Origin of the sequence: Flavobacterium antarcticum DSM 19726 (genome assembly GCF_000419685.1) — a bacterium.
In the GTDB taxonomy this organism is placed as follows: Bacteria; Bacteroidota; Bacteroidia; order Flavobacteriales; family Flavobacteriaceae; genus Flavobacterium; species Flavobacterium antarcticum.
In genome coordinates this window covers 428,994-453,607 of the sequence record NZ_ATTM01000003.1, presented here as the reverse complement: position 1 = coordinate 453,607, position 24,614 = coordinate 428,994, and the positions used below count along the sequence as shown (strand labels likewise).

The 24,614-nt window shown below is 34.7% G+C and carries 23 protein-coding genes; 8 read left to right on the top strand and 15 right to left on the bottom strand.

Annotated features, from left to right (window positions below; all coding sequences use genetic code 11):
* The coding region (locus tag YWA_RS0107340; RefSeq protein ID WP_022827859.1) for a fibronectin type III domain-containing protein at positions 1 to 2,195 on the bottom strand (2,195 nt) is incomplete at its 3' end.
* Between the two features lie 190 nt (positions 2,196 to 2,385).
* On the opposite strand from YWA_RS0107340, the gene hflX reads away from it, so the two are divergent.
* Positions 2,386 to 3,633, top strand: a complete 1,248-nt coding sequence (gene hflX, locus YWA_RS0107335; protein WP_022827858.1) for a GTPase HflX — start codon at positions 2,386 to 2,388, stop codon at positions 3,631 to 3,633.
* Positions 3,634 to 3,697: 64 nt separating this feature from the next.
* Here hflX and YWA_RS0107330 read toward each other — a convergent pair whose 3' ends face one another.
* The 9 genes from YWA_RS0107330 to YWA_RS0107290 all read right to left on the bottom strand — a co-directional run bounded on the left by YWA_RS0107330 (position 3,698) and on the right by YWA_RS0107290 (position 10,706).
* Positions 3,698 to 4,582 (bottom strand): DUF3078 domain-containing protein, encoded by an 885-nt coding sequence (locus YWA_RS0107330; protein ID WP_022827857.1) that lies wholly within the window; start codon positions 4,580 to 4,582, stop codon positions 3,698 to 3,700.
* 65 nt (positions 4,583 to 4,647) lie between these two features.
* Entirely contained in the window at positions 4,648 to 5,157 is a 510-nt protein-coding gene (locus tag YWA_RS0107325; RefSeq protein ID WP_026718654.1) for a DUF2480 family protein, read from the bottom strand.
* Positions 5,158 to 5,303: 146 nt separating this feature from the next.
* Positions 5,304 to 5,627 (bottom strand): SUF system Fe-S cluster assembly protein, encoded by a 324-nt coding sequence (locus YWA_RS0107320; RefSeq protein WP_022827855.1) that lies wholly within the window; start codon positions 5,625 to 5,627, stop codon positions 5,304 to 5,306.
* A 7-nt stretch (positions 5,628 to 5,634) separates the two neighbouring features.
* Positions 5,635 to 6,351, bottom strand: coding sequence for a hypothetical protein (locus YWA_RS0107315; protein ID WP_022827854.1), 717 nt, complete (start codon positions 6,349 to 6,351; stop codon positions 5,635 to 5,637).
* A gap of 9 nt (positions 6,352 to 6,360) precedes the next feature.
* Entirely contained in the window at positions 6,361 to 6,780 is a 420-nt protein-coding gene (locus YWA_RS0107310; RefSeq protein WP_022827853.1) for a SufE family protein, read from the bottom strand.
* Between the two features lies 1 nt (position 6,781).
* Positions 6,782 to 7,207: a hypothetical protein gene (locus YWA_RS0107305; RefSeq protein WP_040472129.1), complete on the bottom strand. Its 426-nt coding sequence runs from the start codon at positions 7,205 to 7,207 to the stop codon at positions 6,782 to 6,784.
* A 9-nt stretch (positions 7,208 to 7,216) separates the two neighbouring features.
* Complete coding sequence (locus YWA_RS0107300; protein WP_022827851.1) at positions 7,217 to 8,440, bottom strand: aminotransferase class V-fold PLP-dependent enzyme; 1,224 nt, start codon at positions 8,438 to 8,440, stop codon at positions 7,217 to 7,219.
* Between the two features lie 132 nt (positions 8,441 to 8,572).
* Positions 8,573 to 9,736 (bottom strand): hypothetical protein, encoded by a 1,164-nt coding sequence (locus YWA_RS0107295; protein WP_022827850.1) that lies wholly within the window; start codon positions 9,734 to 9,736, stop codon positions 8,573 to 8,575.
* The gene (locus tag YWA_RS0107290; RefSeq protein WP_022827849.1) at positions 9,726 to 10,706 is read right to left on the bottom strand and encodes a DUF2157 domain-containing protein; all 981 of its coding nucleotides are present in this window, start codon (positions 10,704 to 10,706) and stop codon (positions 9,726 to 9,728) included. The genes YWA_RS0107295 and YWA_RS0107290 overlap by 11 nt, the downstream gene beginning before the upstream one ends.
* An 88-nt stretch (positions 10,707 to 10,794) precedes the next feature.
* On the opposite strand from YWA_RS0107290, the gene YWA_RS0107285 reads away from it, so the two are divergent.
* The 3 genes from YWA_RS0107285 to YWA_RS0107275 all read left to right on the top strand — a co-directional run bounded on the left by YWA_RS0107285 (position 10,795) and on the right by YWA_RS0107275 (position 14,541).
* Entirely contained in the window at positions 10,795 to 12,141 is a 1,347-nt protein-coding gene (locus YWA_RS0107285) for a serine hydrolase domain-containing protein (RefSeq protein ID WP_022827848.1), read from the top strand.
* A gap of 73 nt (positions 12,142 to 12,214) precedes the next feature.
* The gene (locus tag YWA_RS0107280) at positions 12,215 to 13,411 is read left to right on the top strand and encodes a tetratricopeptide repeat protein (RefSeq protein WP_051126934.1); all 1,197 of its coding nucleotides are present in this window, start codon (positions 12,215 to 12,217) and stop codon (positions 13,409 to 13,411) included.
* Positions 13,411 to 14,541 carry a polysaccharide deacetylase family protein gene (locus YWA_RS0107275; RefSeq protein ID WP_022827846.1) on the top strand — a complete coding sequence of 377 codons (1,131 nt, stop codon included), beginning with the start codon at positions 13,411 to 13,413 and terminating at the stop codon, positions 14,539 to 14,541. Before YWA_RS0107280 ends, YWA_RS0107275 begins: the two co-directional genes overlap by 1 nt.
* A gap of 207 nt (positions 14,542 to 14,748) precedes the next feature.
* Here YWA_RS0107275 and sufD read toward each other — a convergent pair whose 3' ends face one another.
* From sufD to YWA_RS0107250, 5 genes are all read right to left on the bottom strand, one after another.
* Positions 14,749 to 16,065, bottom strand: coding sequence for a Fe-S cluster assembly protein SufD (sufD, locus tag YWA_RS0107270; protein ID WP_022827845.1), 1,317 nt, complete (start codon positions 16,063 to 16,065; stop codon positions 14,749 to 14,751).
* A 78-nt stretch (positions 16,066 to 16,143) separates the two neighbouring features.
* Positions 16,144 to 16,890: a Fe-S cluster assembly ATPase SufC gene (sufC, locus tag YWA_RS0107265; RefSeq protein ID WP_022827844.1), complete on the bottom strand. Its 747-nt coding sequence runs from the start codon at positions 16,888 to 16,890 to the stop codon at positions 16,144 to 16,146.
* 31 nt (positions 16,891 to 16,921) lie between these two features.
* Positions 16,922 to 17,311, bottom strand: coding sequence for a four helix bundle protein (locus YWA_RS0107260; RefSeq protein ID WP_022827843.1), 390 nt, complete (start codon positions 17,309 to 17,311; stop codon positions 16,922 to 16,924).
* A gap of 81 nt (positions 17,312 to 17,392) precedes the next feature.
* A complete protein-coding gene (gene sufB / locus YWA_RS0107255; protein WP_022827842.1) occupies positions 17,393 to 18,841 on the bottom strand; it encodes a Fe-S cluster assembly protein SufB in 1,449 nt (482 codons plus the stop codon).
* 55 nt (positions 18,842 to 18,896) lie between these two features.
* Positions 18,897 to 19,226 (bottom strand): HesB/IscA family protein, encoded by a 330-nt coding sequence (locus YWA_RS0107250; RefSeq protein ID WP_022827841.1) that lies wholly within the window; start codon positions 19,224 to 19,226, stop codon positions 18,897 to 18,899.
* Between the two features lie 351 nt (positions 19,227 to 19,577).
* On the opposite strand from YWA_RS0107250, the gene YWA_RS0107245 reads away from it, so the two are divergent.
* The 4 genes from YWA_RS0107245 to YWA_RS0107230 all read left to right on the top strand — a co-directional run bounded on the left by YWA_RS0107245 (position 19,578) and on the right by YWA_RS0107230 (position 24,603).
* Positions 19,578 to 20,441 carry an MBL fold metallo-hydrolase gene (locus YWA_RS0107245; RefSeq protein ID WP_022827840.1) on the top strand — a complete coding sequence of 288 codons (864 nt, stop codon included), beginning with the start codon at positions 19,578 to 19,580 and terminating at the stop codon, positions 20,439 to 20,441.
* Between the two features lie 107 nt (positions 20,442 to 20,548).
* Complete coding sequence (locus YWA_RS0107240) at positions 20,549 to 22,156, top strand: S8 family peptidase (protein ID WP_022827839.1); 1,608 nt, start codon at positions 20,549 to 20,551, stop codon at positions 22,154 to 22,156.
* Positions 22,157 to 22,217: 61 nt separating this feature from the next.
* Positions 22,218 to 24,092 (top strand): M1 family metallopeptidase, encoded by a 1,875-nt coding sequence (locus YWA_RS0107235; RefSeq protein WP_022827838.1) that lies wholly within the window; start codon positions 22,218 to 22,220, stop codon positions 24,090 to 24,092.
* Between the two features lie 97 nt (positions 24,093 to 24,189).
* Positions 24,190 to 24,603 (top strand): hypothetical protein, encoded by a 414-nt coding sequence (locus tag YWA_RS0107230; RefSeq protein ID WP_022827837.1) that lies wholly within the window; start codon positions 24,190 to 24,192, stop codon positions 24,601 to 24,603.
* The last annotated feature ends 11 nt before the right edge of the window (positions 24,604 to 24,614 follow it).

Sequence of the window (24,614 nt, the reverse complement as noted above, 5' to 3'; positions counted from 1 at the left end):
GGTAATGTCTTAAATGTTTTTACAACAGACCATGGTGAATCTGCTGGTGCACTACATTCTACACGTACATATACATCGTAAGAAGTATCGGGTATTAATGTATTGGGTACTGGTATATTGAAAGAAAATGGTGCTGCAGTTCCGTTTGTTCCTGAGAAAGTAGGTGTGCTATTTTCATCCGGTGCTCCTTGTCCTGTTGGTACAATATAAATATCAAATCCTACTCCTTCTGTCCCTGGTGCTTCCCAGTTAATGGTTCCGCCGGTAGTGGTAATAGAAGTGACTGTTACGTTGATTGGTGCAATGTTACATAATGGAGCGGTACAATTCACTACATTATTATAAATTGAGGTCCCTACTGTTTCATCTGCTCCAATTACTTTTGCAATAGTTTGTCCAAATTTATTGATAACTGTTACAATACATTGTTGGGGTTGTGTTCCTGGTACACTCCAGAAAATATCAAACGGAACGTTGGTACAAAGTGGCACTATTACATCCACTGGTCCTGCTCCTTGTTGAAACGTGTACGTACTTCCTATTGTTGCTACAATAATGCCGTTTTGACGCACTTGCATAAGTGCTCCATTCCATCCATTATTGGCACTGTCGGTCATTCTAAAGGTGTAGTCACATTTATCGGCTGGGGCACAAATTTGGGTGTTGAATAAGATCGGTCCTGACCAAGCACTAAATACCCCTGGAGAACATTCTGAACGTACCCAATATTGGTATGGAGTAGCTGGATCTAAATCGGTTGGTGTAAAAGTAGTTCCGGTAATTCCTATATACTGTCCAGCTCCTGATGGTACTGTACTTCCTTGAGATTGTACTGCTACTTGGTAAGAAGTTACAGTTCCTGTAGGTGCGGTCCATGAAAAATCAGCGCCATTTAAAGTGGTATTTGCTACCAATAAATCCGTTGGTTTTGAAGGACAGTTTTCACATTGAATTAACAAGTTATAGCCTACTGTTGGCGATTGTACGTTTGAAGATATTACGATGATGTACGTAACGCCTTCGGTAACTGCAAGGTTGATTACTCGAGTAGCATTGGTTGCATCTCCAGCGGCTCCTAAACAAGGGCCTGTAAGTCCTGCACAACTTGCGTAAATGAACATCGAAGAGCGTGTTTGTGCCGAGTTTAATGTAAAACTTACCGGGCAACTCGCTGTAGCGGTATAGCTATAGAAAACATCGTTACCCGATTGGTAGTTTACACTTCCTGAAATACAAGAAGCTACTTGAGGTCCTGCTAATAAGTTTCCGAAATTTCCCGTATTATCAACAGTTTGATAAGGCAAACTCGAAATAAGTATAGGATCTGAACAGGCTGTTCCAATGGCTAGGGTCGTAAAGTTAAAAGGCCCTACCCATTCACTGAAGTTTCCGCCTCCACAATTGGTTCGTACGTAATATTTATAATTGGTGTTTGGTGACAAGTTTTCCGCTGGAAACGTAGGTCCTACGCTTGAATTGGTTGGAGTACCTGTGGCTGGGGTACTAGAAGTTAAGATTTCCAAGTCATATCCTGTGGCTCCAGTGACTGCAGGCCAAAATAAATTAGCCGTTGTAGCGGCAATCGTATTGGCACTTAAGTTAGAAGGCGTCAAACATTTTTGAACCACGTTGATATCATCCACTAACCAGCGGTCTCCATCTACACCTGCCGTTGGTTGGGTATACACTCTTACAAATGCGATAAAGGTATTGGTTCCTATTGAGGCTGTAGGAAAATCTACGACTTTCTCCTCTACCACATTATGTACTGCGTTTAATTCAAATTCGGTCCATTGCTTCAAAACAGTGTACGAAGACAAAGCCGATTGAGACGCTCCAGAGTAAATCCGAATCTGATACAAGGTTTGTTGATTCCCTGGCAATGTTTGCTGGGTCAGAAATCGCAACTGACCGTTTGTAGGTATCAATGTCGCTGGACTGATCAACCAGTCCTCCGAAGTATTGCCCATACCAATATTTTGTCTATTGATATAAGCCGACTTCGTGCCATTGATAACAACACTTGGAACGTCCGTTATAGCCCAGCTTACACTGGTGCCTACTCCATTGTCCGTAACAAGCCAACCTGTGGGGAAACCACCGGCAACTGTCGTACTCTCAAAGTTCTCAGGGAACTGTGAATACCCGACGAAAGAGTATAAAATCGCGAGTAATAATAAGGTAATTTTCTTCATGAAATGAAAAATTTATAGGTTTTTAATAGTAATTCCAATTAAATATGGAAAGTCAAATTTAACAAAATTTAAGAAAAGTTCTAACATTTTTTTACATTTAACAATTATTACTTTCTATTCGACAAAATCAACAGTGTTAAATTTGAAATAAAATTACATAAATGATTACTTTTGTACTACAAACAAAGCTATGTTAGAGATACAAAAAATAAATTTCGAAAGAACCGTAATCGTAGGAATAATCACTCAAAAGCAAGATGAAGAGAAGCTCAAAGAGTATCTTGACGAACTCGATTTTCTTACTTTTACCGCGGGAGGCGAAGTAGTAAAAAGATTTTCACAAAAGATGGAGCGACCTAATCCTAAAACATTTTTAGGAACGGGTAAAATGGATGCAATCAATCTTTATATTAAAGAAAATGAAATTTCAACCGTCATCTTTGACGATGAATTGACTCCTTCTCAGCAAAAAAACATTACTAAAATTTTAGATTGTAAGGTTTTAGACCGTACCAATTTAATTTTAGACATTTTTGCGCAACGTGCAGAAACTTCTTACGCTCGAACGCAAGTGGAATTAGCTCAGTGCCAATATCTTTTACCTCGATTATCAGGAATGTGGACACACCTTGAACGTCAAAAAGGTGGAATTGGAATGAGAGGTCCTGGAGAAACTGAAATTGAAACCGATAGACGAATTGTTCGCGATCGTATTTCACTTTTGAAAGAAAAAATAAAAACAATTGACCGTCAACAGTCTGTTCAAAGAGGAAATCGTGGTGCAATGGTTCGTGTTGCTTTAGTGGGATATACCAATGTTGGAAAGTCGACTTTGATGAATGTCATTAGTAAAAGCGACGTTTTCGTCGAAAATAAATTGTTTGCTACTTTAGACACGACTGTGAGAAAAGTGGTAATTAAAAACTTGCCTTTTCTATTATCAGACACCGTAGGTTTCATCAGAAAATTACCTACTCAATTAGTAGATTCTTTTAAAAGTACGTTGGACGAAGTACGTGAAGCAGATCTTTTATTGCATGTGGTAGATATTTCGCATCCAGAATTTGAAGACCACATCGAGTCGGTTAATCAAATTTTGAAAGACATAAAAAGCGATGACAAGCCAACAATCATGGTTTTCAACAAAATTGACGCATACAAATATTTGACCATTGACGAAGACGATTTGATTACCGAAAAAACGTCAAAACATTATACGCTCGAAGAATGGAAACAAACGTGGATGCATAAAATGGGGCAAGAGAATACGCTCTTTATTTCGGCAGTAAACAAAGAAAACTTTGAGTCTTTTAGAGAATTAGTGTACGAAACCGTTCGAACCATTCACATTACAAGATTTCCGTATAATAAATTTCTGTATCCCGATTATAAAGATGCAATTGAAAAAGAAGATAAGGAAGAGGACGAAGAGGAATAGATTAAATCAAAAAAGCTTTTAGAAATTTCTAAAAGCTTTTTTGCTATCAATAGGAAAGGTAAAATTAAAAACCGTAATTCACGCCAACACCAAATACTTGTCTGGTTTGTAATCCCTGAAAAGCATTGTCGTCATAAATAGCTTGAAAAGATAAATTCGTAGACAAATAACGGTTGATTTTCATTACGATATTCAACGAATAATCTACATCTACATTTTTTGTTTCTTCCAAATAATTCGAATATAAATTCAAGATATTTTCAGCAGAAACGTTTGCCATAATGTTCAATTTATAATAAACAGAACCATAAAACCCAAATTCGTATCGCATGGATTCATTTGCATCAACTCCAAAATAACTGCCGTCCACGTAACCAGGTTGCGAGGTATAGAAGTCATCCACAAAAGTCAATTTAGATGTTGCAGGTGCAATATTAATTTTCAAATTATCATCTTTCTTATACAACATTCCAGGTCCAAAAGTCAAATAGCCAGGTGATAAAAAATCAGTACTTTCTGTTCTAATTTCAGCTCCATTTACATCTTTACCGTAAACATAACCTTTAGTAATCTGCGTTCTAAAATTTAAAAAAGCAGAATAAGACCAATTGCCCACCGCTTTTTTACCTAAAATAGAATTGAACTCCAGTCGGTCATCTGTTTTCTTTTCAAAGGAAGCATTTTTAGTTTTCACTAAACCATAAGAAGCCATTAATTTGTTGTCCCAAGTCCACTCGCCTTTCGCGTATTCTAAACCGTAATTAAGTCCAAAATTTCCCGACAAGTTATTTTCACCTCCAGCAGTCCAATTGCTAAAATTTGACTGATTGAATAAAAGCGAAACATTACCTTTTGATTTCCAATAACTGACTGTATCTTTTGGCGTTTCTTGTGCTTGTGCAACAGTAATCAATCCAAAAAAGGCTAGTGTATATATAATCTTTTTCATAGGTAGGTTTTAAAATTCTAACGACAAGATAAAAAATCTATTAGTACAATATTCAATTACACGTGTTAATTTTTCTTTGCTTTATACAAAGGAACTGCCGAACAAGCTTCTCCATACATAATACTTCTCGCATACGGCTGCAAGTATTTTGCTGCAAAAAGATAAGCACTCATTGGAACCGGTTTCCTTGAACAGCCTTTGATAATTAAAGGTTTTCCCTCATAAATACTGTAATCCACCGTTGCTAAAACATCTTGGTATAACGAAGTTTCTAAATCTTCTAATGTACCGCTCACTATTTTTTTTGCAAAAGGAGCGAGATACATGGTTACCAAAATGGAAGCCCAAGCGGGAACAATTGCATCTGTTTTACACGAAATTGCTACGTAATGGTCTTGGTATTGTTGCCAATCATGTGCTAACAATGAAGCACGAAACTCTTTTTCTCGCAAAAGAAATCCTTCAATCAACCATTGTGATAAATCAATCTCTGTGCGAATTCCCTTTTGGTAATAATCTTCTAAATCGAAAACTACTAAAGTCGAATTAGCAACTTTATTTATTATTTCGTCCATTTTTTTTGTTGTCAGTTGTCGGCTATCAGTTATCTTTCTGATCACCCTACTAAATAAAAAATCGAATCTATATCAAAATTATCCTAGTTCTTGAAGTTTTTTAGTTCTGCAAAACTGAGAACCGTCAACTGAGAACTGACAACTTCTTAAAGCATCCCAAGTTCTAACTTCGCTTCTTCGCTCATTAAATCTTTCGTCCATGGTGGATCAAACGTAATTTCAACCTCAGCGCCTTTTACATTTTCAATTCCCTTTACTTTTTCCTCCACTTCACGAGGCAAACTTTCAGCAACAGGACAATTTGGAGAAGTAAGTGTCATCAAAATTTTCACTTCTAAATCCGTATTCACCATTACGTCGTAAATCAATCCCAATTCGTAAATGTCAACTGGTATTTCTGGATCATAAATTGTTTTTAACTTCTTTACGATCGCTTCGCCCAATGCATTTGTATCTATTTCTTGTTCCATCTTTCTATTATTTATACTTAACTTCTATTAATTGTAAAATGCTCTCAAACGATTCTATTTTGCTTACGCCAAAATCGCTGTTTTTAAAGATATAACCCATCGAAACGTACTTCGATAAATTTTCGTCAAATGTTAACGCATAGGAATATCGTTTGTCTTTTATAACTTCGGAATAAACACCTTCCGTTTTTGAAATCCAATTGATTTGTTTTTGAATTTCAGCAAACCCAAATTGATAATACGCACTTGGATACAGAACATGCTTTACTTGTTTATCGTAGTAAATCTCTATCTTATACTTAAATTTAGAGTAGCTCTGTTTAAAATATTTTTTAAAAATCGCTTTAACAGCTTCGTCATTTCTTTCTGCCCAAATCACACTTTTGTTTTGTTCCATAAAATGAATTCCAACATACGACTCGTTATTATGATACAAGATACCTGCTAATTGTCTTTTATCTTCGTTTTTAAAAGCTTTCAATTCCACTTTAGTATTCAAATAGTAAGCTTTTGGGTGAATCACTTTTGTGGAATGTATTTGAGGAAAATAAGTCTTGAAAAACAAGGAATCAGCATAAACTCCACTTTCATCAATATGTACTTTCAGTTTCTGCTTGTACGTAAAATGAATCTCTTTTGCATTTTCAGGCATCTTCTCAAACGGCGTTTGCGAAAAGCCACATTGAAAACTCAATAAAACGAGTAATACTAAAAACTTTTGCATACCGAGCGTTTATTTTTTTGCTTCGAAACCCAAAGCGTATAATTTTATTTGTTTTATCATCGAAACCAATCCGTTTGCACGAGTAGGCGATAATTGTTCTTTTAACCCAATCTGGTCAATAAAAGTTGTCTCAGCATCCAAAATGTCCTTTGCCTTTTGATTTGAAAAAGCCCGAATCAAAACTGCAATAATTCCTTTCGTAATAATGGCGTCACTATCAGCTGTAAATATCAAATTACCATCCTTTTCATCCGCATGCAACCATACTTTTGACTGACATCCTTTAATAATGTTGTCTTCTGTTTTATATTTTTCTTCAATCAAAGGCAAACTTTTCCCTAAATCAATCACGTATTGAAACCGTTCGTCCCAATCGTCAAACATCGAAAATTCGTCAATAATCTCTTCTTGTATCGCTTGTATGTTCATCTTATTTTTCTGTAAATGAAACTATTTTATTTATAAAATCTGCTATTTCAACCGGTGGCGTTCCGTGGTCAAAACCTTGTGAATTGTAACTTTTTCCTTGGTAAGTTATCATCAAAGTACCAATTGCAGCACCGTCGTAAAAACGTTTTTCCGTCGGCCCTTTGTAATCATTAAGTTCTTTTAAATTTACTTTACCGTACAATTTTGAAAGATCTTGTGCATCAGCATTATTTAGAACATAATCTTTTCCAAGAGAATCACGCTCACGAATAATCGTCATCTTATCTCCTTTAATTTCCACATTCAAGTAAAAGCCTCTTGATAATGCTTGATAGGTAATCGTTGATTCTTTCATTTCTTGTGTTATTTTTGGACTGCAACTATTTAACAGTAAAACAGATAAAAACAAGGAGATAAATACTTTCATATAGTAAGTTTAAGATAACATTTTTTGGGCTTTTTTGATCGCGGTAACCATTAAATCAATTTCTTCAATAGTATTATAAAATGCAAACGAAGCACGTATGGTACCCGGAATTTCAAAGAAATTCATAATCGGTTGTGCACAATGATGTCCTGTTCGAACGGCTATTCCTTGTTTGTCAATTATTGTTCCAATATCGTACGGATGAATTCCATCAATATTGAATGAAACCACTGACGTTTTATTTCCACTCGAAACTTGAGGGCCGTATATTTTTAATCCTTCAATTTCTAAAAGCTTCTCAGTTGCATAATCTAACAACAACTTTTCTTGCTGCTGAATGTTGTCAAAACCAACTTCATTCATATAATCAATTGCAACACCAAGCACAATGCCACCTGAAATATTAGGCGTTCCGGCTTCAAATTTATGAGGCAATTCTGCATAAGTCGTTTTCTCAAAAGTCACTTCCTTAATCATTTCTCCACCTCCTTGATACGGAGGCAATTTGTTTAACCAAGCTTCTTTTCCGTATAAAATTCCAGTTCCTGTTGGTGCACAAATTTTATGTCCAGAGAAAACGTAAAAATCACAATCTAAATCTTGCACATCAGGTATTAAATGTGGAACTGCTTGAGCGCCGTCAATTAAAATGGCTGCGCCAAATTTCCTTGCTTTAGAAATCATTTCCTTAATTGGATTGATAGTTCCAAGAGCATTTGAAATATGATTTACAGTAACAATTTTAGTTTTATCCGATAGCAATTTATCGAATTCACTTTGAATCAATTCTCCGTTCTGATCCATCGGAATCACTTTCAAAATTGCTCCAGTTTTTTCACACAACATTTGCCAAGGCACAATATTAGAATGGTGTTCTAAAGCCGAAACTAAAATTTCATCACCTGATTTTAAAATCGAAGCAAAACCATTGGCAACCAAATTAATTCCGTGTGTCGTTCCTGCTACAAATAAAACTTCATGAGAGAATTTAGCATTTATATGCTTCTGCATTTTCAAACGGGATTCTTCATAAGCATCCGTTGCGAGTTGACTCAACGTGTGAACGCCACGGTGAATATTGGCATTAATTTCAGAGTAATACTTCGAAATCGCATCAATTACGACTTCTGGTTTCTGTGAAGTCGCGCCGTTATCAAAATAAACCAAGGGTTTGCCATTTACTTTTTGTGAAAGAATGGGAAAATCAGCGCGTATTTTTTGAATGTCTAACATAGTTATTTAGAAAAAATCTAAATACAAAAGTACTAAAATTTCAACCGAACGAAGTGTAAAATCGTGTTAATAATTACAAATTATGCGTTCTGAAAATTTGAAATTTATCGCTTTTTTGTGAATCAGAAAGTACTAAAAATCGCCACCACTTCCTCCACCGCTAAATCCTCCACCACCAAATTCCATTGGCGATTGTTCAGAAGTTGGTGAATTGACATTTACATTCGCGTTAATCAAGATTGCTTTTACTACATCAAACGCCATCGGATTTAGGCTTTTATCTTCTTTAAATGTAATCCCGTCTGCTTTATTTTTTAATTTATTTATGCAAAAATAGACGATTCCAAATAAAAGCAAACCAACTGCCATCAGCTCAATTTCCGGTTCTACAATGTAATAGTAATTCCGAATCGTGGCATATCCTGCTGCAAAAGCCAATAATCCCATCCAAAAAAATGTCCGGTCTCTTTTCTTTAATCCCACAAAAATATATAAAATTGGAATGCCGAAAGTTGCAAAATAAAATAAAGAGGAGAAGGGTAAGTAATCAGTTGACATCATATTCATATCCAATAAAAGTTCCGACATTTCAAGCACTACAAAATAATTCAATGATGCATACGCCAATAACAAACTCATAATTTTAACTAATTGAAAAACATTTGCATAAATGAAATTCTGAACGCTTTTCGCAAGTAAATGTTGCAAAAAGTACAAGCCAACTGCAATTAAAAAAACCACTATTGGTAAATAATAACTTGGTAAAATATGGTCTGCAATTATAGCATAACCAATCAAACCCACCAATCCAAATATCGCAAAGAAAGCAGAAGCAACGTGAACGTAACGAATGGTACAAAAGACGTTGCAAGCTATAAAGGTCAGTAAAATGGCCGTTACATTTTCAGTGTAAATTCCAACTGAAATAGTTAAAAATAAAGTGATGGATAAAATAAAAGAATCGTCAAAACCGTAAGCGAAAAAATTCTTTTTACAAATGAGTTCTGCAACGATGAAACTCGCAATTCCCGCCAAAAGAAAGGCAAAAGCAAAAGCATCTTGTCCTTCCATCATCGTTAAAAAAAGTCCGACAGCTCCTAAAGCAGAAGAAATAACAAAATTTCCCAATAGAAAAAATGCAAAACGTACCAAAAGATTGGAATTGGTTTTTGTAGAAACTGTGGTTTTCTTTATCGTGTCTAATTGCTCTTTTGAAACAAAATCGAGACTTTCCAATTTCTCTAATTCTTCAATCAGAAAATGATTCTGTATGTTGTTGAAATTACTAGCTAACATTGATTTTCTTTTTAAAGTCTCTAATCAATTTTACGAACAAGATGATGGAACCAATAAAATAAAATGGCGATAAAATGGAAATGAATTCAAAAAACGCGTCTAAACTCAACGTGTCTAGAACTTTATAAAGTAAAAAATTTACACCAAAATACCCATAGATTAATATAAAGACATACCAAGACATTGCCTTAAATTCAATGCTTTTTTTGTAAAAATAATAAAGTACCGCTCCTAAAATTGCGATGTAAATAATCCACAAATCATATTGGAAATAACCACCAAAACAACTCAATGCGAGAAGATGCAAGGCAAACGTTAGTATTACAAAACTGAAATGCGTTTTCAGTGCATATTTTACCGATAAAATTTGCCAAGCAATTAATAATCCTCCAAATACAAGTCCAGCAAAAATCAGTCTTGGGTCGTCAAAATTATCGTTTTCAATAAGTGTTTGTACTTGTATGGAAAGACCAATGAAACTTCCCAAAGCAGTAATTCCAATAGTTAAGGCGCTTTTATTATCAAAATAATACGCCATTCCTAATGCTGCAATTGCCGAAACTAACGTTGCTACACTATAATTACCGTCCTGAAAATTCAAATTATATTGAAAGTAACCAATAAAAGTACAGAGTAAAATTGTAGTGAAAAGCACTAAATAATCGTACAATGGATTTTCAAATTTTACTTCGCCTTTAGAAAAACCTTCTGATTTTTTATAACAAAAATAAAAGCAAACCGCAGTGGCAAGCGCTAATAAAATCAGTAAAATAGTATGACCAATCGTGTCAATATTTTTATAAATTATGACGCCAACTCCCGTGGTAAATAGTAAAATAGAAATATAAATCAAAAACAACAACTCATTTCTAATCGAAAATAATTGCAGTTTTTGATATTCGGCTACCGCTTGGTGTTGCTCTTTGCTGATGAAATTTTTTGAAAGTAATAAATCAAAAACTTTGTTCATATCGGGTTGGATTTATCCAAAGATAAACAAATATGCCATTATTTTAATTTAACGAAAAAACTTAACTTGCCTTAAAATTTGCACATTTATGAAAAAAGCACTTAAGATAATTGGAATCGTGATTTTGGTGGTCGTTTTCTATTTGGGATTTACAAACTATCCAAAATTAGAATTAATTTCAGGCTTTTCAGCTAAAAACGTGGCGTCCGCTCATTTTATTGACAACCGTTCTTTGGATTTAATTGAAAAAAGCGACAATGATATTAAACTGATTCGCTTGGCGACAAATACAATTGACGAAAGTGGAAAATTTGCTACCTCATCTGTTTTTGGTTTGCAAAAAAGAAAAGCGGTTTATCGTGTAGGATTGGGTTCTTTATTAATTGACGAAAATTTCGATGTTTCAAAACCGTATTTGATTCCAAAACGTGTTCAGCCAAAAATTGATTTTCCTTATCCTTTTGGCACCAATGAACCCAAAGATTCTACTTTTTCAAACATTGATTATTCGAAATTAAACAAGGCGGTTGCCAATGCTTTTGATGAAAATAATGCTGTTGAAAAGAGAACGCGTTCAGTAATTGTTTTGTACAAAGACCATATTATTGCTGAAAAATACGACACAGGTTTTGACAAAAATTCGAAGATTTTAGGTTGGTCGATGACCAAAAGTATTACAGCAACTTACTTTGGAATTTTACAATTTCAGAATAAAATTGACATTAATAATCCAGCGCCAATTTCAGAATGGAGAAATGATGAAAGAAAAAACATCAAGATTAATGATTTACTTCATATGAATTCGGGTTTAGAATGGGAAGAAAAATACGACCGGATTTGTGATGCCACAAAAATGCTTTTTCAAGCCGAAGATATGGGAAAAGTGCAACTTGAAAAACCACTTATTGGTAAACCAAATGCAAGTTGGAATTACTCTTCAGGAACGTCTAATTTATTGTCAAAAATTATGCGCAAGCAATTTAAAACCCATCAAGAATATTTAGATTTTTGGTATTCGTCTTTAATCGATAAAATCGGAATGTATTCAATGATTGTAGAAACCGATATGGCAGGAAATTACGTGGGTTCTTCTTATGCTTGGGCAACTACTCGCGATTGGGCAAAGTTTGGAACACTTTATTTACACAATGGAAATTGGAACGGAGAACAATTATTTGACAGCTCTTGGTCGAAATATGTTGCCACTCCTACTCCAACATCGGATGGAAGATATGGTGGACATTTTTGGTTAAACTCAAGTGGGAAATATCCAGATGCTCCACGAGATTTATATTATGCAAGTGGTTTTCAAGGTCAAAAAGTAATCATTATTCCATCTAAAGATTTAGTAATTGTCAGAATGGGATTGACGGACGATGAATCGTTTGATTTTAATGGGTTTTTGAAGGGGGTTTTAGGGAGTTTTGAAAACTAACTTTTACTTAAAATGTTATAAAACCCAGTCGTAAAATCATAGAATTATTATGTTACATTTATTAAAAAAAAATATGAAAGCAATTTTCTTTAAATTCGTCCTTATTAGTTGTTTGTTGTTTAGCTATTTTGGCTTTGCACAAGAAAAATCACAACTTCAGGTTTTAAGTGCGGTTGTAAAAGACCAAAAGATAAAAGATGCCGAAGTTATTTTTCAGAAAAATGGAGAAACATCGGTTTCCGTTAAAACAAATTCAAACGGACAAATCAGTATTCCAAAAGTTTTTGGTGGAGTTGACGATGCTTCGGTCACTTTAATTATTAAAAAATCAGGTTATTCAACGCTTGTTACTAAAGGTCCAGTTAACAATTTGACTTATGCTTTGAGTCCAGTTATGGAACAATTGGACGGAATGCGCATTGTTTTGAGTTGGGGAGAACAACCTTTAGACGTGGATTCGCATCTTTCGTATCCTGGAAATCACATTTGCTATTACCATAAAACAGGTGCTATGGCAAATCTTGATGTAGATGATACGGATAGTTTTGGACCAGAAACAATCACTATTGATAAAAAACAACAAGGTCAAAAGTATATTTATGCCGTTCACGATTACAGCGATAAAGACATTTCCGGCGGAAGTCGACTTTCAAATGTGAGTGACGCTCGGGTTTATGTTTACATCGGAAATTCGTTGATTCGTTCTTACAATGTGCCTAGAAATAAGAAGGGAAACACTTGGGTCGTTTTTATGATTGACGAAAGTGGTTCTTTTCAAGACATCAATAAATTTTACGATGCCAATGAATGGGAACGCGTTCGTTCTCAATTAGAAGTGTTGAGAGGTAAAAATAATCTTACCGAAAGTTATGCAACAAGTCAATCTGATATTGCACAATCCAACAAAAAAAACCAACAAGGTGAAACCGCTTATCACTCAAAACAATTGGAGCAATCGGTAATGTATTACAAAAGAGCGATTGAATTGAATCCAAATAACGGTCAAGCATACAGCAATTTAGGTTTGTCTTTTCAGAAATTAAATAATGAAGCCGAAGCCATTTGGGCAAATAGAAAAGCAATTGATTTAGCAAATGGACCAAATACCAACACGATTCAAGCGAGTTCTTACTATAATATTGCGAAGATTTACGAAAACAAAGGACAGTTTAAAGATGCATTAGATAATTACAAGTCGGCTTTGAGCAAAAAGCAAAATGCTGCTTATGACAAAGGAATTGCTAGAATGAAATTAAAATTAGGAATGTGATGAAAACTAATATTGTCACTTTATTATTGTTACTCTTTACTTGTTCATTTTTGAATGCACAAGTAAAGGTGGCAAAAATAGACCGTTCGCTTTGGCCAGAAAATTTAAATTCTGTAGAAAACTTTGATTACGCTTCAAAGATGCAAATTTTGGTCTACGCCAAATGTTTCCTAGAAATTCAAAATCTGAATAACGTCGAAGAAATTAAGGCGAAGTACAACATTAAATCCGCTAATGTAAATTCGTTTTCTACTTGGAAAAAAGACCAAATACAACTGATTCTTCAAAATTTACACTCCATTAAAAGTCAAACGGTTTTGGACAAAACCATTGCAATAAATAAAAATTGTACGTGGCAAGATGTTGTAAAAGCAACTGAAAAATTAGATAAAAGTATTCCAGCAAATTTAAAACTATGGTATGCAAATGCGTCAGATTTCAGTCGGCAATATGCGAATGAATTGGCACGATTGGCATTTTTATTTCCAAAAACTTCCAGCGAAATTTTAACTTTGGCACCAAATGAAATTACGGGAAGTAACTATGCAGATAAAGAGTTTCTCTTGACTTTTGACGATGGACCAACCAAGGAAAATGGCAATACGGATAAATTAACGGCAACCTTAAAATCGCTAAACCTCAACGGAATGTTTTTTGTTTTAGGAGAACAATTACAAAACAGAATAAACGCCACATCGACTGAAAAATTAAACAAACTTTATTCAAACAACAAGTTGGAATCGCACGGAAAAATTCACAAATCACACCAATATTTAGAAACTTGGCAAGAATCAATTGACTACACTTTTGGCAAAATAAAAACCATTACAGATTCAAAAAATAGCAGAAGTTATTTCCGTCCGCCTTACGGCCAAAGAACCGAAAAAGTCGCTAATTATTTAAATTCGATAAACGCATCCGTGCTGTTATGGAACATTGATTCACAAGATTGGAACTCGAAAATAAATGCTTCCGAAGTTTCCGATAGAGTAATCACGTTAATGTTATTGTGGAGAAAAGGAGTTGTTTTATTTCACGATATTCATCCGAAAGCGAATGAAGCTTTGCCAGTTATGGTAAAATCGTTGAATGGTTCTGGCATTTTATTTATGGACGCAAATAAATTCTAGTTGACGGTAAACATACATTCAAGTAAGATCATTATTGATTTAAGTAAAAAAATAGCAGGAAATTCTGTTACTTAATCTACTGATATATTGACGTCCATAAAAAACTAACCGCAAAGTACACAAAGTAAAAAACCGCAAAGGACGCAAAGTTCAGTAATAAACTTTGCGTCCTTTGCGTAAATCTTATGCGACCTTTGCGGTTAAAAACTACAAATCAAAACCCATATTTACGCCTAATTTAGTAGCGATAATTTTTGTAATTCTTGCTTTTAATTCAGGAATTTTGATACTTTGAATTACGTCATTAGAAAACGCATACATCAATAATGCTTTCGCTTCTTTCTTTGGAATTCCACGCGATTGCATATAGAACATTGCTGTTTCGTCTAATTGACCGATTGTACAACCGTGTGAACATTTTACATCGTCAGCAAAAATTTCCAATTGTGGTTTTGCATTTATCGTAGCTTTATCGCTTAATAAAATGTTGTTATTTTGCTGAAAAGCGTCTGTTTTTTGCGCTTCTTTTTCTACGAAAATCTTTCCGTTGAAAACACCTGTTGAACTTTCGCCTAAAATTGTTTTATAATTCTGGTGGCTTTCGCAATTTGGCGTCGCGTGCTGCACTAAAGTGTGGTGATCGACGTGTTGTTTACCTTCTAAAATTGTAATTCCTTTCAGCGTACTTTCAATGTGTTCGCCTTGGTGATAGAAATTAAGGTTGTTTCTGGTGATATTTCCTCCAAAAGAGAACGTATGAACCGATACATTACTTTGTTGCTTTTGTGCAATATAAGTATTGTCAATCAACGAAGCTTCAATGTTATCGTTTTGAATTTTATAATAATCTACTATCGCTCTTTTTGCTGCAAAAATTTCGGTTACAGAATTCGTCAAAACCGGATTTGAGTTCAACGACTGGTGACGCTCAATAATTTGTACATGCGAATTTTCGCCTACAATAATTAGGTTCCTAGGTTGAACCAAAAGTGCTGCTTCAGTTCCTGTAGAGAAATTAATAATCTCAATAGGTTTGTCAGCAACTTTATTTTTAGGGATATTGATGTAAGCGCCTTCCATTGCAAATGCCGTATTTAACGAAGTCAAACTATCGTCTTTTTGAGCAATTTGATTGAAATAGGTATCAATAATCATTTTGTATTTTGGCTTTGTCAAAGCAGAAGCCATCAAGCAAACGTCAATTCCATCGTGTGTCGTTGAAGACAAAAACGAACTAAAAACGCCGTCTACAAAAACGACTTTATAGGTGTCAATTTCGTGTAAATAATATTTTTTTACATCAGAATATTGAATGGTATTTTCGTTTTTTGGAAAAACACTAAAGTCGTTTTTCAAAACCGAATTCAACGAAGTATATTTCCAATTTTCCTCTTTTTTGGTAGGAAATCCATTGGTTTCAAAATTCTTCATCGCATTGATTCGAACATCGTGTAAAGAGTCGTTGACGTCCACACGTTCTTCAAATGCCATGAATGAGGATATGAGTTTTTCTTTTAATTCCATCTTTTTGTTATTTGTTTAAAGTTTAAAGTTTCATTTGTTTAAAGTTGGTTGAACCTTAAACTTTGAACTCTAAACAAATTAATTTTCCGCTTTAATCCAATCGTAACCGCGTTCTTCAAGTTCGTGTGCTAACTCTTTTCCGCCCGATTTCACGATTTTTCCATCGTATAAAACGTGTACAAAATCAGGAACGATATAATCTAAAAGTCTTTGGTAGTGCGTGATAATTAATACAGCGTTATTTTCGCTTTTCAACTTATTCACACCGTTTGCAACGATTCGCAATGCGTCAATATCTAATCCTGAATCGGTTTCATCCAAAATTGCAATTTTAGGTTCTAGCATTGCCATTTGAAAAATCTCGTTTCTTTTCTTTTCACCACCCGAAAAACCTTCATTTAGTGACCGAGATAAAAACTTACGGTCAATTTCCAATAATTCTGATTTCTCACGAATTAATTTCAACATCTCGTTCGCTGGCATATCTGCTTTTCCGTTTGCTTTACGGTTTTCGTTAATCGCCGTTTTCATGAAGTTCGTTACCGATACTCCAGGGATTTCTACCGGATATTGAAACGACAAGAAAACGCCTTTGTGAGCGCGTTCTTCAGGAGCTAAATCAGCTAAATCTTCATCCTCTAAATACACAGCACCTTCTGTTACTGTGTACGTTTCATTTCCAGCAATTACTGCCGAAAGTGTACTTTTTCCAGAACCGTTTGGCCCCATAATCGCATGCACTTCGCCTGCCTTGATTTCAAGGTTGATTCCTTTTAATATTTCTTTGTCTTCAATTGAAGCATGAAGATTTGTTATTTTTAACATTTCTGTAAAGTTTAAAGTTTAAGGTTTAAAGTTATTTGAACTTCGTTCCTTTATAATCGTTATTATTTAAATAGGTAATAAAATTTTGTATTTTACCACTTAACTTTTCATATTCCAAAACAAGAAAATCTAACTTTTCTTGATTGATATAATAATTATCAAAAACCCTGTAAAGTTGTGACCTTGTCTCTCCTGCAGAACCTTTTGCAATTGATAAAAATTGTCTAAACTCGAGTTTTCCATTTCTTTCAAATCCTTCCGCTATATTGTCCATAACTGAACCTGAAGAAGCCTTAATTTGGTCTCTTAATCTAAAATCTGACTTCAATTCTGTTTCTTTCGAAATTAAAATAATTTGTTGAGACAAAATTCTCCCCTGTTGCCAAATCTCTAATTCCTCAAACTTTTTAATTGTTGCCATAAAATCCTAGTTTAAAGTTTTTTTGTCTAAATTTTTAAAGTTCTGTTGCTCAACTTTAAACCTTAAACTTTAAACAATTTTCTAACCAACCGAACCTTCTAGTGAAATTTCCAATAATTTTTGTGCTTCCACAGCAAATTCCATTGGTAATTTATTCAACACTTCTTTACCAAAACCGTTTACAATTAATGCAATCGCTTTTTCGGTTGGAATTCCACGTTGGTTGCAATAGAATACTTGGTCTTCGCCAATTTTACTTGTCGTAGCTTCATGTTCAATTTTTGCAGTCGGGTTTTTACTTTCAATGTAGGGAAAAGTGTGTGCTCCACAGTTATTTCCCATCAAAAGCGAATCACATTGTGAGAAGTTTCTAGCATTATCAGCATTTGCACTAATTCGTACTAAACCTCTGTAACTATTTTGTGATTTTCCAGCTGAAATTCCTTTCGAAATAATTGTTGATTTCGTGTTTTTCCCAATGTGAATCATCTTCGTTCCTGTATCGGCTTGCTGGTGATTATTCGTTACTGCGATTGAATAAAATTCACCAACGGAATTATCACCTTTTAAAATACAAGAAGGATATTTCCATGTAACGGCAGAACCTGTTTCTACTTGTGTCCACGAAATTTTTGCGCCTTTTTCGCACAATCCTCTTTTGGTTACAAAGTTGAAAACGCCACCTAAACCTTCTTTATTTCCGGGATACCAGTTTTGAACCGTTGAATATTTAATTTCTGAATTATCCAAAGCAATTAATTCAACAACAGCTGCGTGAAGTTGGTTTTCATCACGACTTGGAGCTGTACAACCTTCAAGGTAAGAAACGTAACTTCCTTCGTCAGCAATCAATAAAGTTCTTTCAAACTGACCTGTTCCTCCTTGATTGATTCGGAAATAAGTGGATAATTCCATCGGACAACGAACGCCTTTTGGAATGTAACAAAAACTTCCGTCAGAGAAAACAGCCGAATTTAAAGCAGCATAAAAGTTATCTTTCTGCGGAACGATTGTCCCTAAATATTTTTTCACTAATTCTGGATGTTCTCTAATTGCTTCCGAAATAGCACAGAAAATTATTCCTTTTTCTGCCAATGTTTTCTTGAACGTAGTTGCAACTGAAACTGAATCGACAACGATGTCCATCGCTACGTTATTCATTTTCTTTTGCTCGTCAACAGAAATCCCTAGTTTTTTGTACATCGCCAAAAGTTCTGGGTCAACGTCGTCCAAAGTTTTATTTGGGTCAACCGCTTTTGGTGCAGAGTAATAGGATATGGCTTGAAAATCAGGTTTTGTATAATGCACATTTGCCCATTCCGGCTCAATCATTTGTTCCCAAGCTCTAAAAGCTTCAATTCGCCAGTCAGTCATCCATTCCGGCTCCTCTTTGATTTTAGAAATTGCACGAACCACGTCTTCATTTAAACCAATTGGGAATGTATCCGACTCCAAATCCGTATAAAATCCGTACTCATATTCTTTAGTTTCTAGTTCAACTTTTAAGTCGTCTTCAGTATATTTTGCCATTTTGTTTTTATTTGAAATTCTTTCAGCTACTTATTTCGAAAGAATTTTTTAAATTTTAAAGTGAGAAACTCTCACCACAACCGCACGTTCTTGAAGCATTTGGATTATTAAAAACAAATCCTTTTCCATTCAATCCGCCTGAATATTCTAAAATTGTTCCTGCTAAATACAAGAATGATTTTTTCTCAACTGCGATTTTTACATTATTATCTTCAAAAACTTTATCGTTTTCATGCAATTCCTTGTCAAATTTCAACTCGTAAGACAAGCCAGAACAACCACCGCTTTTTACGCCAACACGCACGTAATCAGCTGCAGCATCATAACCGCCTTCCTGCATCATCGCGACAATTCTTCTACTTGCGTCATCAGATACTTTAATCATGTTATTTTGATTTTGTCTAAATTAACTGCAAAGTTACTATATAAATCTATTTTTTCAATCATAAGTAACAATTTTATAACGATTGCAATATTTGATTTGACTATACTAAAAAATAGAAGCAATTATTCATCTAACAATTAGTAGAAAAGCAACAGAATCACGAAAATTTTTTCTTAAATTACTACAATTAAGTACTTTAAAATGATGTTTTAAATTTAATCAATAGTCTCTTGAGATTTAATTATAAATTTTGAGAATTGCCGCATTAATTTGCTTCGATTTTTAAAAATTGATTTTTCGCTCCAAAAGGAATCCCGTATATTTACAAGAATTTTAAAAACGCTATTTCAAATGAAAATATATCCCATAGAAGCTGGAAATTTTAAACTAGACGGTGGAGCAATGTTTGGCGTTGTTCCAAAAACAATTTGGCACAAAACAAATCCCGCCGACGAAAATAACCTCATCGATATTGCGACGCGTTGCATGCTTATTGAAGAAGGAAACCGCTTGATTTTGATTGATAATGGAATGGGAAATAAGCAATCCGAGAAGTTTTTTGGATATTATTCACTTTGGGGAACTCATTCAATTGACAAGTCGTTGGCAAAATTCGGTTTTCACCGAGACGATATTACAGATGTTTTTATGACGCACCTTCATTTTGATCATTGTGGCGGAAGCATCATTTGGAATAAAGACAAAACCGGTTATGAAGTCGCGTTCAAAAATGCAAGATTCTGGAGCAATGAAGACCATTGGGATTGGGCAACAAATCCAAATCCGAGAGAAAAAGCATCTTTCTTGAAAGAAAACATTCTTCCAATGCAGGAAAGTGGTCAATTGCATTTTATTAAAAAAGGAAATACTACTTGGACGAAAAGTTCAGAAATGAATTTCGACATTTTTTTCGCAGACGGACATACCGATAAAATGATGGTTCCTAAGATTCAGTTTGAAGATAAAACCATTTGCTTTATGGCTGATTTATTACCAACTGCAGGTCATTTGCCTTTGCCTTACGTAATGGGTTATGACACGCGACCTTTATTGACGTTGCCTGAAAAAGAAAAATTCTTAAGAGAAGCAGCTCAAAATAATTATTATTTATGGCTTGAACACGATGCTAACAATGAAATTATAACTGTTGAGGAAACTGAAAAAGGAGTTCGAATGAAAGAGGTTTTCAAAACAAAAGAAATCGTCGGTTCCTAGAATTCCGACTTTCAAAAATCTAAAAATTTTGTTATTTTTGAGAAATTCTGTAACAAAATTCATTCCTTTGAGACTCATAAATTGAAAATTATAAACTTAATTATAAAATGAAAAAAATAAAATTAACTTATTTGTCGCTTGCTTTAGCTTTAGCCTTGACGGGTTGCGGTACTACAAAAGTGGCATTGTATAACGTAGATACACTTCCTGTAAAGAAAGTAAAAATTACGGATGATCAATTGAAACGTTGGAGTCATCTTGATATTATAACCGATACCATTCCTGGAATGAGTGTTGATAAGGCTTACGCTGAATTATTGAAAGATAAAAAAGGTGTTAAAGTAATTGTTGCCATTGTAGATTCAGGTGTTGATATTGAACACCCTGATTTAGCAGCTGCAGTTTGGACAAATCCAAAAGAAATTGCTGGAAATGGAATCGATGATGACAATAATGGATACATTGATGATATACACGGTTGGAATTTCCTAGGCGACATTACAAAAGAAAACCTGGAATACGAACGAATCATTAAAGACAAATCATTAGTGGATAACGCTACTTATTTAGCAGCAAAAGCACTTAATGACGAGAAAATCGCCGAAGCAACTCAAGGACGTGCTCAATTAGAAGCGATGATGATGGCGGTGAATTCTTCGGATGAAGTCATCAAAAAAGAATTAAAAAAAGACGTTTATACGGTTGAAGATTTAGAAAAAGTGACTTCTACGGACGCTAAAATTGTTCAAAGTAAGCAAATCATGAAGCAAATGCTTTCTTTTGGATTGCCAGTTGCTGATTTGAAAGTGGAAATTAAAAAAGAATTAGAAGGAGCACTTACTACTTTGAATGGCGATAATTTAAAACAAGATTACCGTAAAATTTTAGGTGATAACCCTAACGATATCACAGATACAAAATACGGAAATAATAACGTAATTGGACCAGATAAAGACGAAGCGCTTCACGGAACACACGTTGCAGGAATTGTAGCTCAAGGCCGTTACAACAACATTGGTGGTGATGGAGTTGCCTCAAACAATGTTGAAATTATGGCTGTTCGTGCCGTTCCAGACGGTGACGAGTACGATAAAGATATTGCTTTGGCAATTAGATATGCCGTTGACAATGGTGCAAAAGTAATCAACGGAAGTTTCGGAAAATCATTTTCTCCACACAAACAATGGGTGTATGACGCAATCAAATACGCGGAGAAAAACGACGTATTAATTGTTCATGCTGCAGGAAATGATGCAAAAGATATTGATGTTGAAGAAAATTTTCCAAATGATTCTGATGATAAAAAAACAGAATTTGCTGATAATTTAATCACTATTGGTGCTTTAAATTTTGAATACGGTGATAACATCGCTGCAAATTTCTCAAATTTTGGTGCTTTAAACGTAGATGTATTTGCTCCAGGAGTTCAAATTTATGCAACTACTCCAGAAAATACATATAAATATTTAGCTGGAACTTCAATGGCATCTCCTAATGCTGCAGGAGTTGCTGCTTTAATTCGTTCGTATTATCCGAAGCTTTCTGCAAGTCAAGTAAAACATATCTTGATGAATTCAGGAACACCAATCAACAGAATGGTTCAAGTAGGTGGAAAAAATGGCGAGAAAAAAGCATTCTCTACATTATCTAAATCAGGAAAAATTGTTAACGCTTATTCTGCTTTGCAAATGGCGGCTAAGATGTCTAGAAAATAATATTTAAAAATTTTGCAAACTAACGGAAGGTTCACGCCTTCCGTTTTTATTTATATAGGTTATGAGAAAAAGTACAATCACTTCCTTGTTTTTAATCATTTGCTCGTTCAGTTTTGCTCAAAACAGTTCGTATTGGCAACAACAAGCTGATTATAAAATTGACGTCAACATGGACGTAAAATCCTTTACGTACAAGGGAAAACAAGAATTAATTTATACTAATAATTCACCTGATACACTTAAGAAAGTTTATTTCCATTTGTTTAATAATGCGTTCCAACCGGGAAGCGAAATGGATTCTCGACTACAAAGTATTTCCGATCCAGATAGACGAATGGTCAAGACATTCAAAACACCTGAAAAAACTACTTTTGAAAGTCGGATTAGTGTTTTAAAACCCAATGAAATTGGCTATCTAAAAGTCCTGGACTTCAAACAAGACGGTCAATCTGCATCAACAAAAACAATTGGGACCATTTTAGAAGTGCAATTGCAAAAACCCATTTTACCGAATCAAAAATCAACTTTTACTATGAATTTTGACGGACAAGTCCCAATTCAAATTCGTCGTTCCGGAAGAAATAGTGCCGAAGGAATTGCATTGTCTATGGCACAATGGTATCCAAAAATGGCAGAATTTGATTTTGAAGGCTGGCATCCTGATCCGTACATCGGTCGTGAATTTCATGGAGTTTGGGGAAATTTTGATGTAAAAATAACGTTAGACAAAGAATATATTATCGGTGGAACCGGTTATTTGCAGAATCCAAATCAAATTGGTTATGGATACCAAGATGATGGCGTTGTAGTGCAACATTCTAAGAAAACGAAAATGTTAACTTGGCATTTCTTAGCGCCAAAAGTGCATGATTTTACTTGGGCTGCAGACAAAGATTATCTTCATGATATAGCGCAAGTTCCGGGTGGAGCTAAAATTCATTTCCTGTACAAAAACAATCCTGAAATTTTAGAAAACTGGAAAAATCTCCAACCAAAAGCGGTTCAGTTGATGCAGTTTTTCAATGAAAATGTGGGACCTTATCCCTACGAACAATATTCAATTATTCAAGGTGGAGACGGCGGAATGGAATATGCAATGTCGACACTAATCCTTGGAAATGGAACGATGAAAGGTTTGCAAGGTGTGACGGCTCATGAAATGGCACATTCGTGGTTCCAATTTGTTTTGGCAACAAATGAAAGCAAGCATTATTGGATGGATGAAGGTTTTACGTCTTTCATTTCTGATCTTGCCGAAAACGCGATTAACGAAGAAAAGATCGACAATCCGTTAGCCAGCTCTTACAACAGTTATTATTTCCTAGTGAACTCTGGAAAGGAATTGCCACAAACAACTCATGCGGACCGACATGATGTAAATCAAGCCTATAGTATTTCGGCTTACAGCAAGGGAAGTATTTTCTTGAGTCAACTCGGGTACGTCATTGGAAATGAAAATTTAATGAAAACGCTTCGTCGTTATTATAAAGAATTTGCATTCAAACATCCAACGCCTACCGATTTTATCAGAGTTGCCGAAAAAGTATCGGGAACTGAATTAGGTTGGTATTTGAACGATTGGACGAGAACAACCAATACAATTGATTACGGAATTAAAGAAGTGGCTGAAAAAGACAATAAAACCATAATTACACTAGAGCGACTAGGTAGAATGCCAATGCCAATTGATCTTTATGTTGAATATACCGATGGAACTGCAGAATCCTTCTATATTCCGTTGCGAATGATGTTTGGCGAAAAACCAAATCCGTATCAAAAGTTAAAAAGAACGATTATTGCAGATTGGGCTTGGAGCTTTGGAACCTACCAATTTTCTATTGATCGATCTAAAAAGGACATCAAACAAATCATTATTGATCCGACAGAAATGATGGCGGACGTGAATAAAGCAAATAATAGTTACATTCAGAAATAAATTTAAATCTACTAAAATTTACTATAAAGCGAACCCTAAAAAGTTCGCTTTTTTTGTGGAATAGAATTTGTAGTTTTGTGGCTCAAATATTCCAGCTATGAAATTTATAAAAATAATTGTGCCTTTTTTCTTAATCTTCTTTTCAATCCAAGATATTTCTGCTCAAGTCTATCGTTTCAAAGCCGATAGTTTTAGTATAATTGAAAAAAATACAAATGGAAAATGGGGAAAATGGTCGGATGTAAATAAAATTCCGGTTGTAATAACGCTAGACGGAACTAAGGACCGAATTGTAATCAACTCGCAAGAAATTCAGATTTATAATATTCTAGCATACGGCGAGAAAGTAGTAGAAAAAAACAAGGAAACCATTCCCATGAAATGTGCCGATAATTCTGGTGGTTTATGCACAATTTTCATCGTAACTAGAACAAATGAAGGCAACCGAAAACAGTTTTACATCAATTATGACGATGTAAAAATTGTATACAATGTGAATGTTTCTAAATAATTATACAACGA

Coding starts and splice junctions, on each gene's coding strand:
- hflX (WP_022827858.1), top strand. CDS start 2,386: ATGTTAGAGATACAAAAAATAAATTTCGAAAGAACCGTAATCGTAGGA.
- YWA_RS0107330 (WP_022827857.1), bottom strand. CDS start 4,582: ATGAAAAAGATTATATATACACTAGCCTTTTTTGGATTGATTACTGTT.
- YWA_RS0107325 (WP_026718654.1), bottom strand. CDS start 5,157: ATGGACGAAATAATAAATAAAGTTGCTAATTCGACTTTAGTAGTTTTC.
- YWA_RS0107320 (WP_022827855.1), bottom strand. CDS start 5,627: ATGGAACAAGAAATAGATACAAATGCATTGGGCGAAGCGATCGTAAAG.
- YWA_RS0107315 (WP_022827854.1), bottom strand. CDS start 6,351: ATGCAAAAGTTTTTAGTATTACTCGTTTTATTGAGTTTTCAATGTGGC.
- YWA_RS0107310 (WP_022827853.1), bottom strand. CDS start 6,780: ATGAACATACAAGCGATACAAGAAGAGATTATTGACGAATTTTCGATG.
- YWA_RS0107305 (WP_040472129.1), bottom strand. CDS start 7,207: ATGAAAGTATTTATCTCCTTGTTTTTATCTGTTTTACTGTTAAATAGT.
- YWA_RS0107300 (WP_022827851.1), bottom strand. CDS start 8,440: ATGTTAGACATTCAAAAAATACGCGCTGATTTTCCCATTCTTTCACAA.
- YWA_RS0107295 (WP_022827850.1), bottom strand. CDS start 9,736: ATGTTAGCTAGTAATTTCAACAACATACAGAATCATTTTCTGATTGAA.
- YWA_RS0107290 (WP_022827849.1), bottom strand. CDS start 10,706: ATGAACAAAGTTTTTGATTTATTACTTTCAAAAAATTTCATCAGCAAA.
- YWA_RS0107285 (WP_022827848.1), top strand. CDS start 10,795: ATGAAAAAAGCACTTAAGATAATTGGAATCGTGATTTTGGTGGTCGTT.
- YWA_RS0107280 (WP_051126934.1), top strand. CDS start 12,215: ATGAAAGCAATTTTCTTTAAATTCGTCCTTATTAGTTGTTTGTTGTTT.
- YWA_RS0107275 (WP_022827846.1), top strand. CDS start 13,411: ATGAAAACTAATATTGTCACTTTATTATTGTTACTCTTTACTTGTTCA.
- sufD (WP_022827845.1), bottom strand. CDS start 16,065: ATGGAATTAAAAGAAAAACTCATATCCTCATTCATGGCATTTGAAGAA.
- sufC (WP_022827844.1), bottom strand. CDS start 16,890: ATGTTAAAAATAACAAATCTTCATGCTTCAATTGAAGACAAAGAAATA.
- YWA_RS0107260 (WP_022827843.1), bottom strand. CDS start 17,311: ATGGCAACAATTAAAAAGTTTGAGGAATTAGAGATTTGGCAACAGGGG.
- sufB (WP_022827842.1), bottom strand. CDS start 18,841: ATGGCAAAATATACTGAAGACGACTTAAAAGTTGAACTAGAAACTAAA.
- YWA_RS0107250 (WP_022827841.1), bottom strand. CDS start 19,226: ATGATTAAAGTATCTGATGACGCAAGTAGAAGAATTGTCGCGATGATG.
- YWA_RS0107245 (WP_022827840.1), top strand. CDS start 19,578: ATGAAAATATATCCCATAGAAGCTGGAAATTTTAAACTAGACGGTGGA.
- YWA_RS0107240 (WP_022827839.1), top strand. CDS start 20,549: ATGAAAAAAATAAAATTAACTTATTTGTCGCTTGCTTTAGCTTTAGCC.
- YWA_RS0107235 (WP_022827838.1), top strand. CDS start 22,218: ATGAGAAAAAGTACAATCACTTCCTTGTTTTTAATCATTTGCTCGTTC.
- YWA_RS0107230 (WP_022827837.1), top strand. CDS start 24,190: ATGAAATTTATAAAAATAATTGTGCCTTTTTTCTTAATCTTCTTTTCA.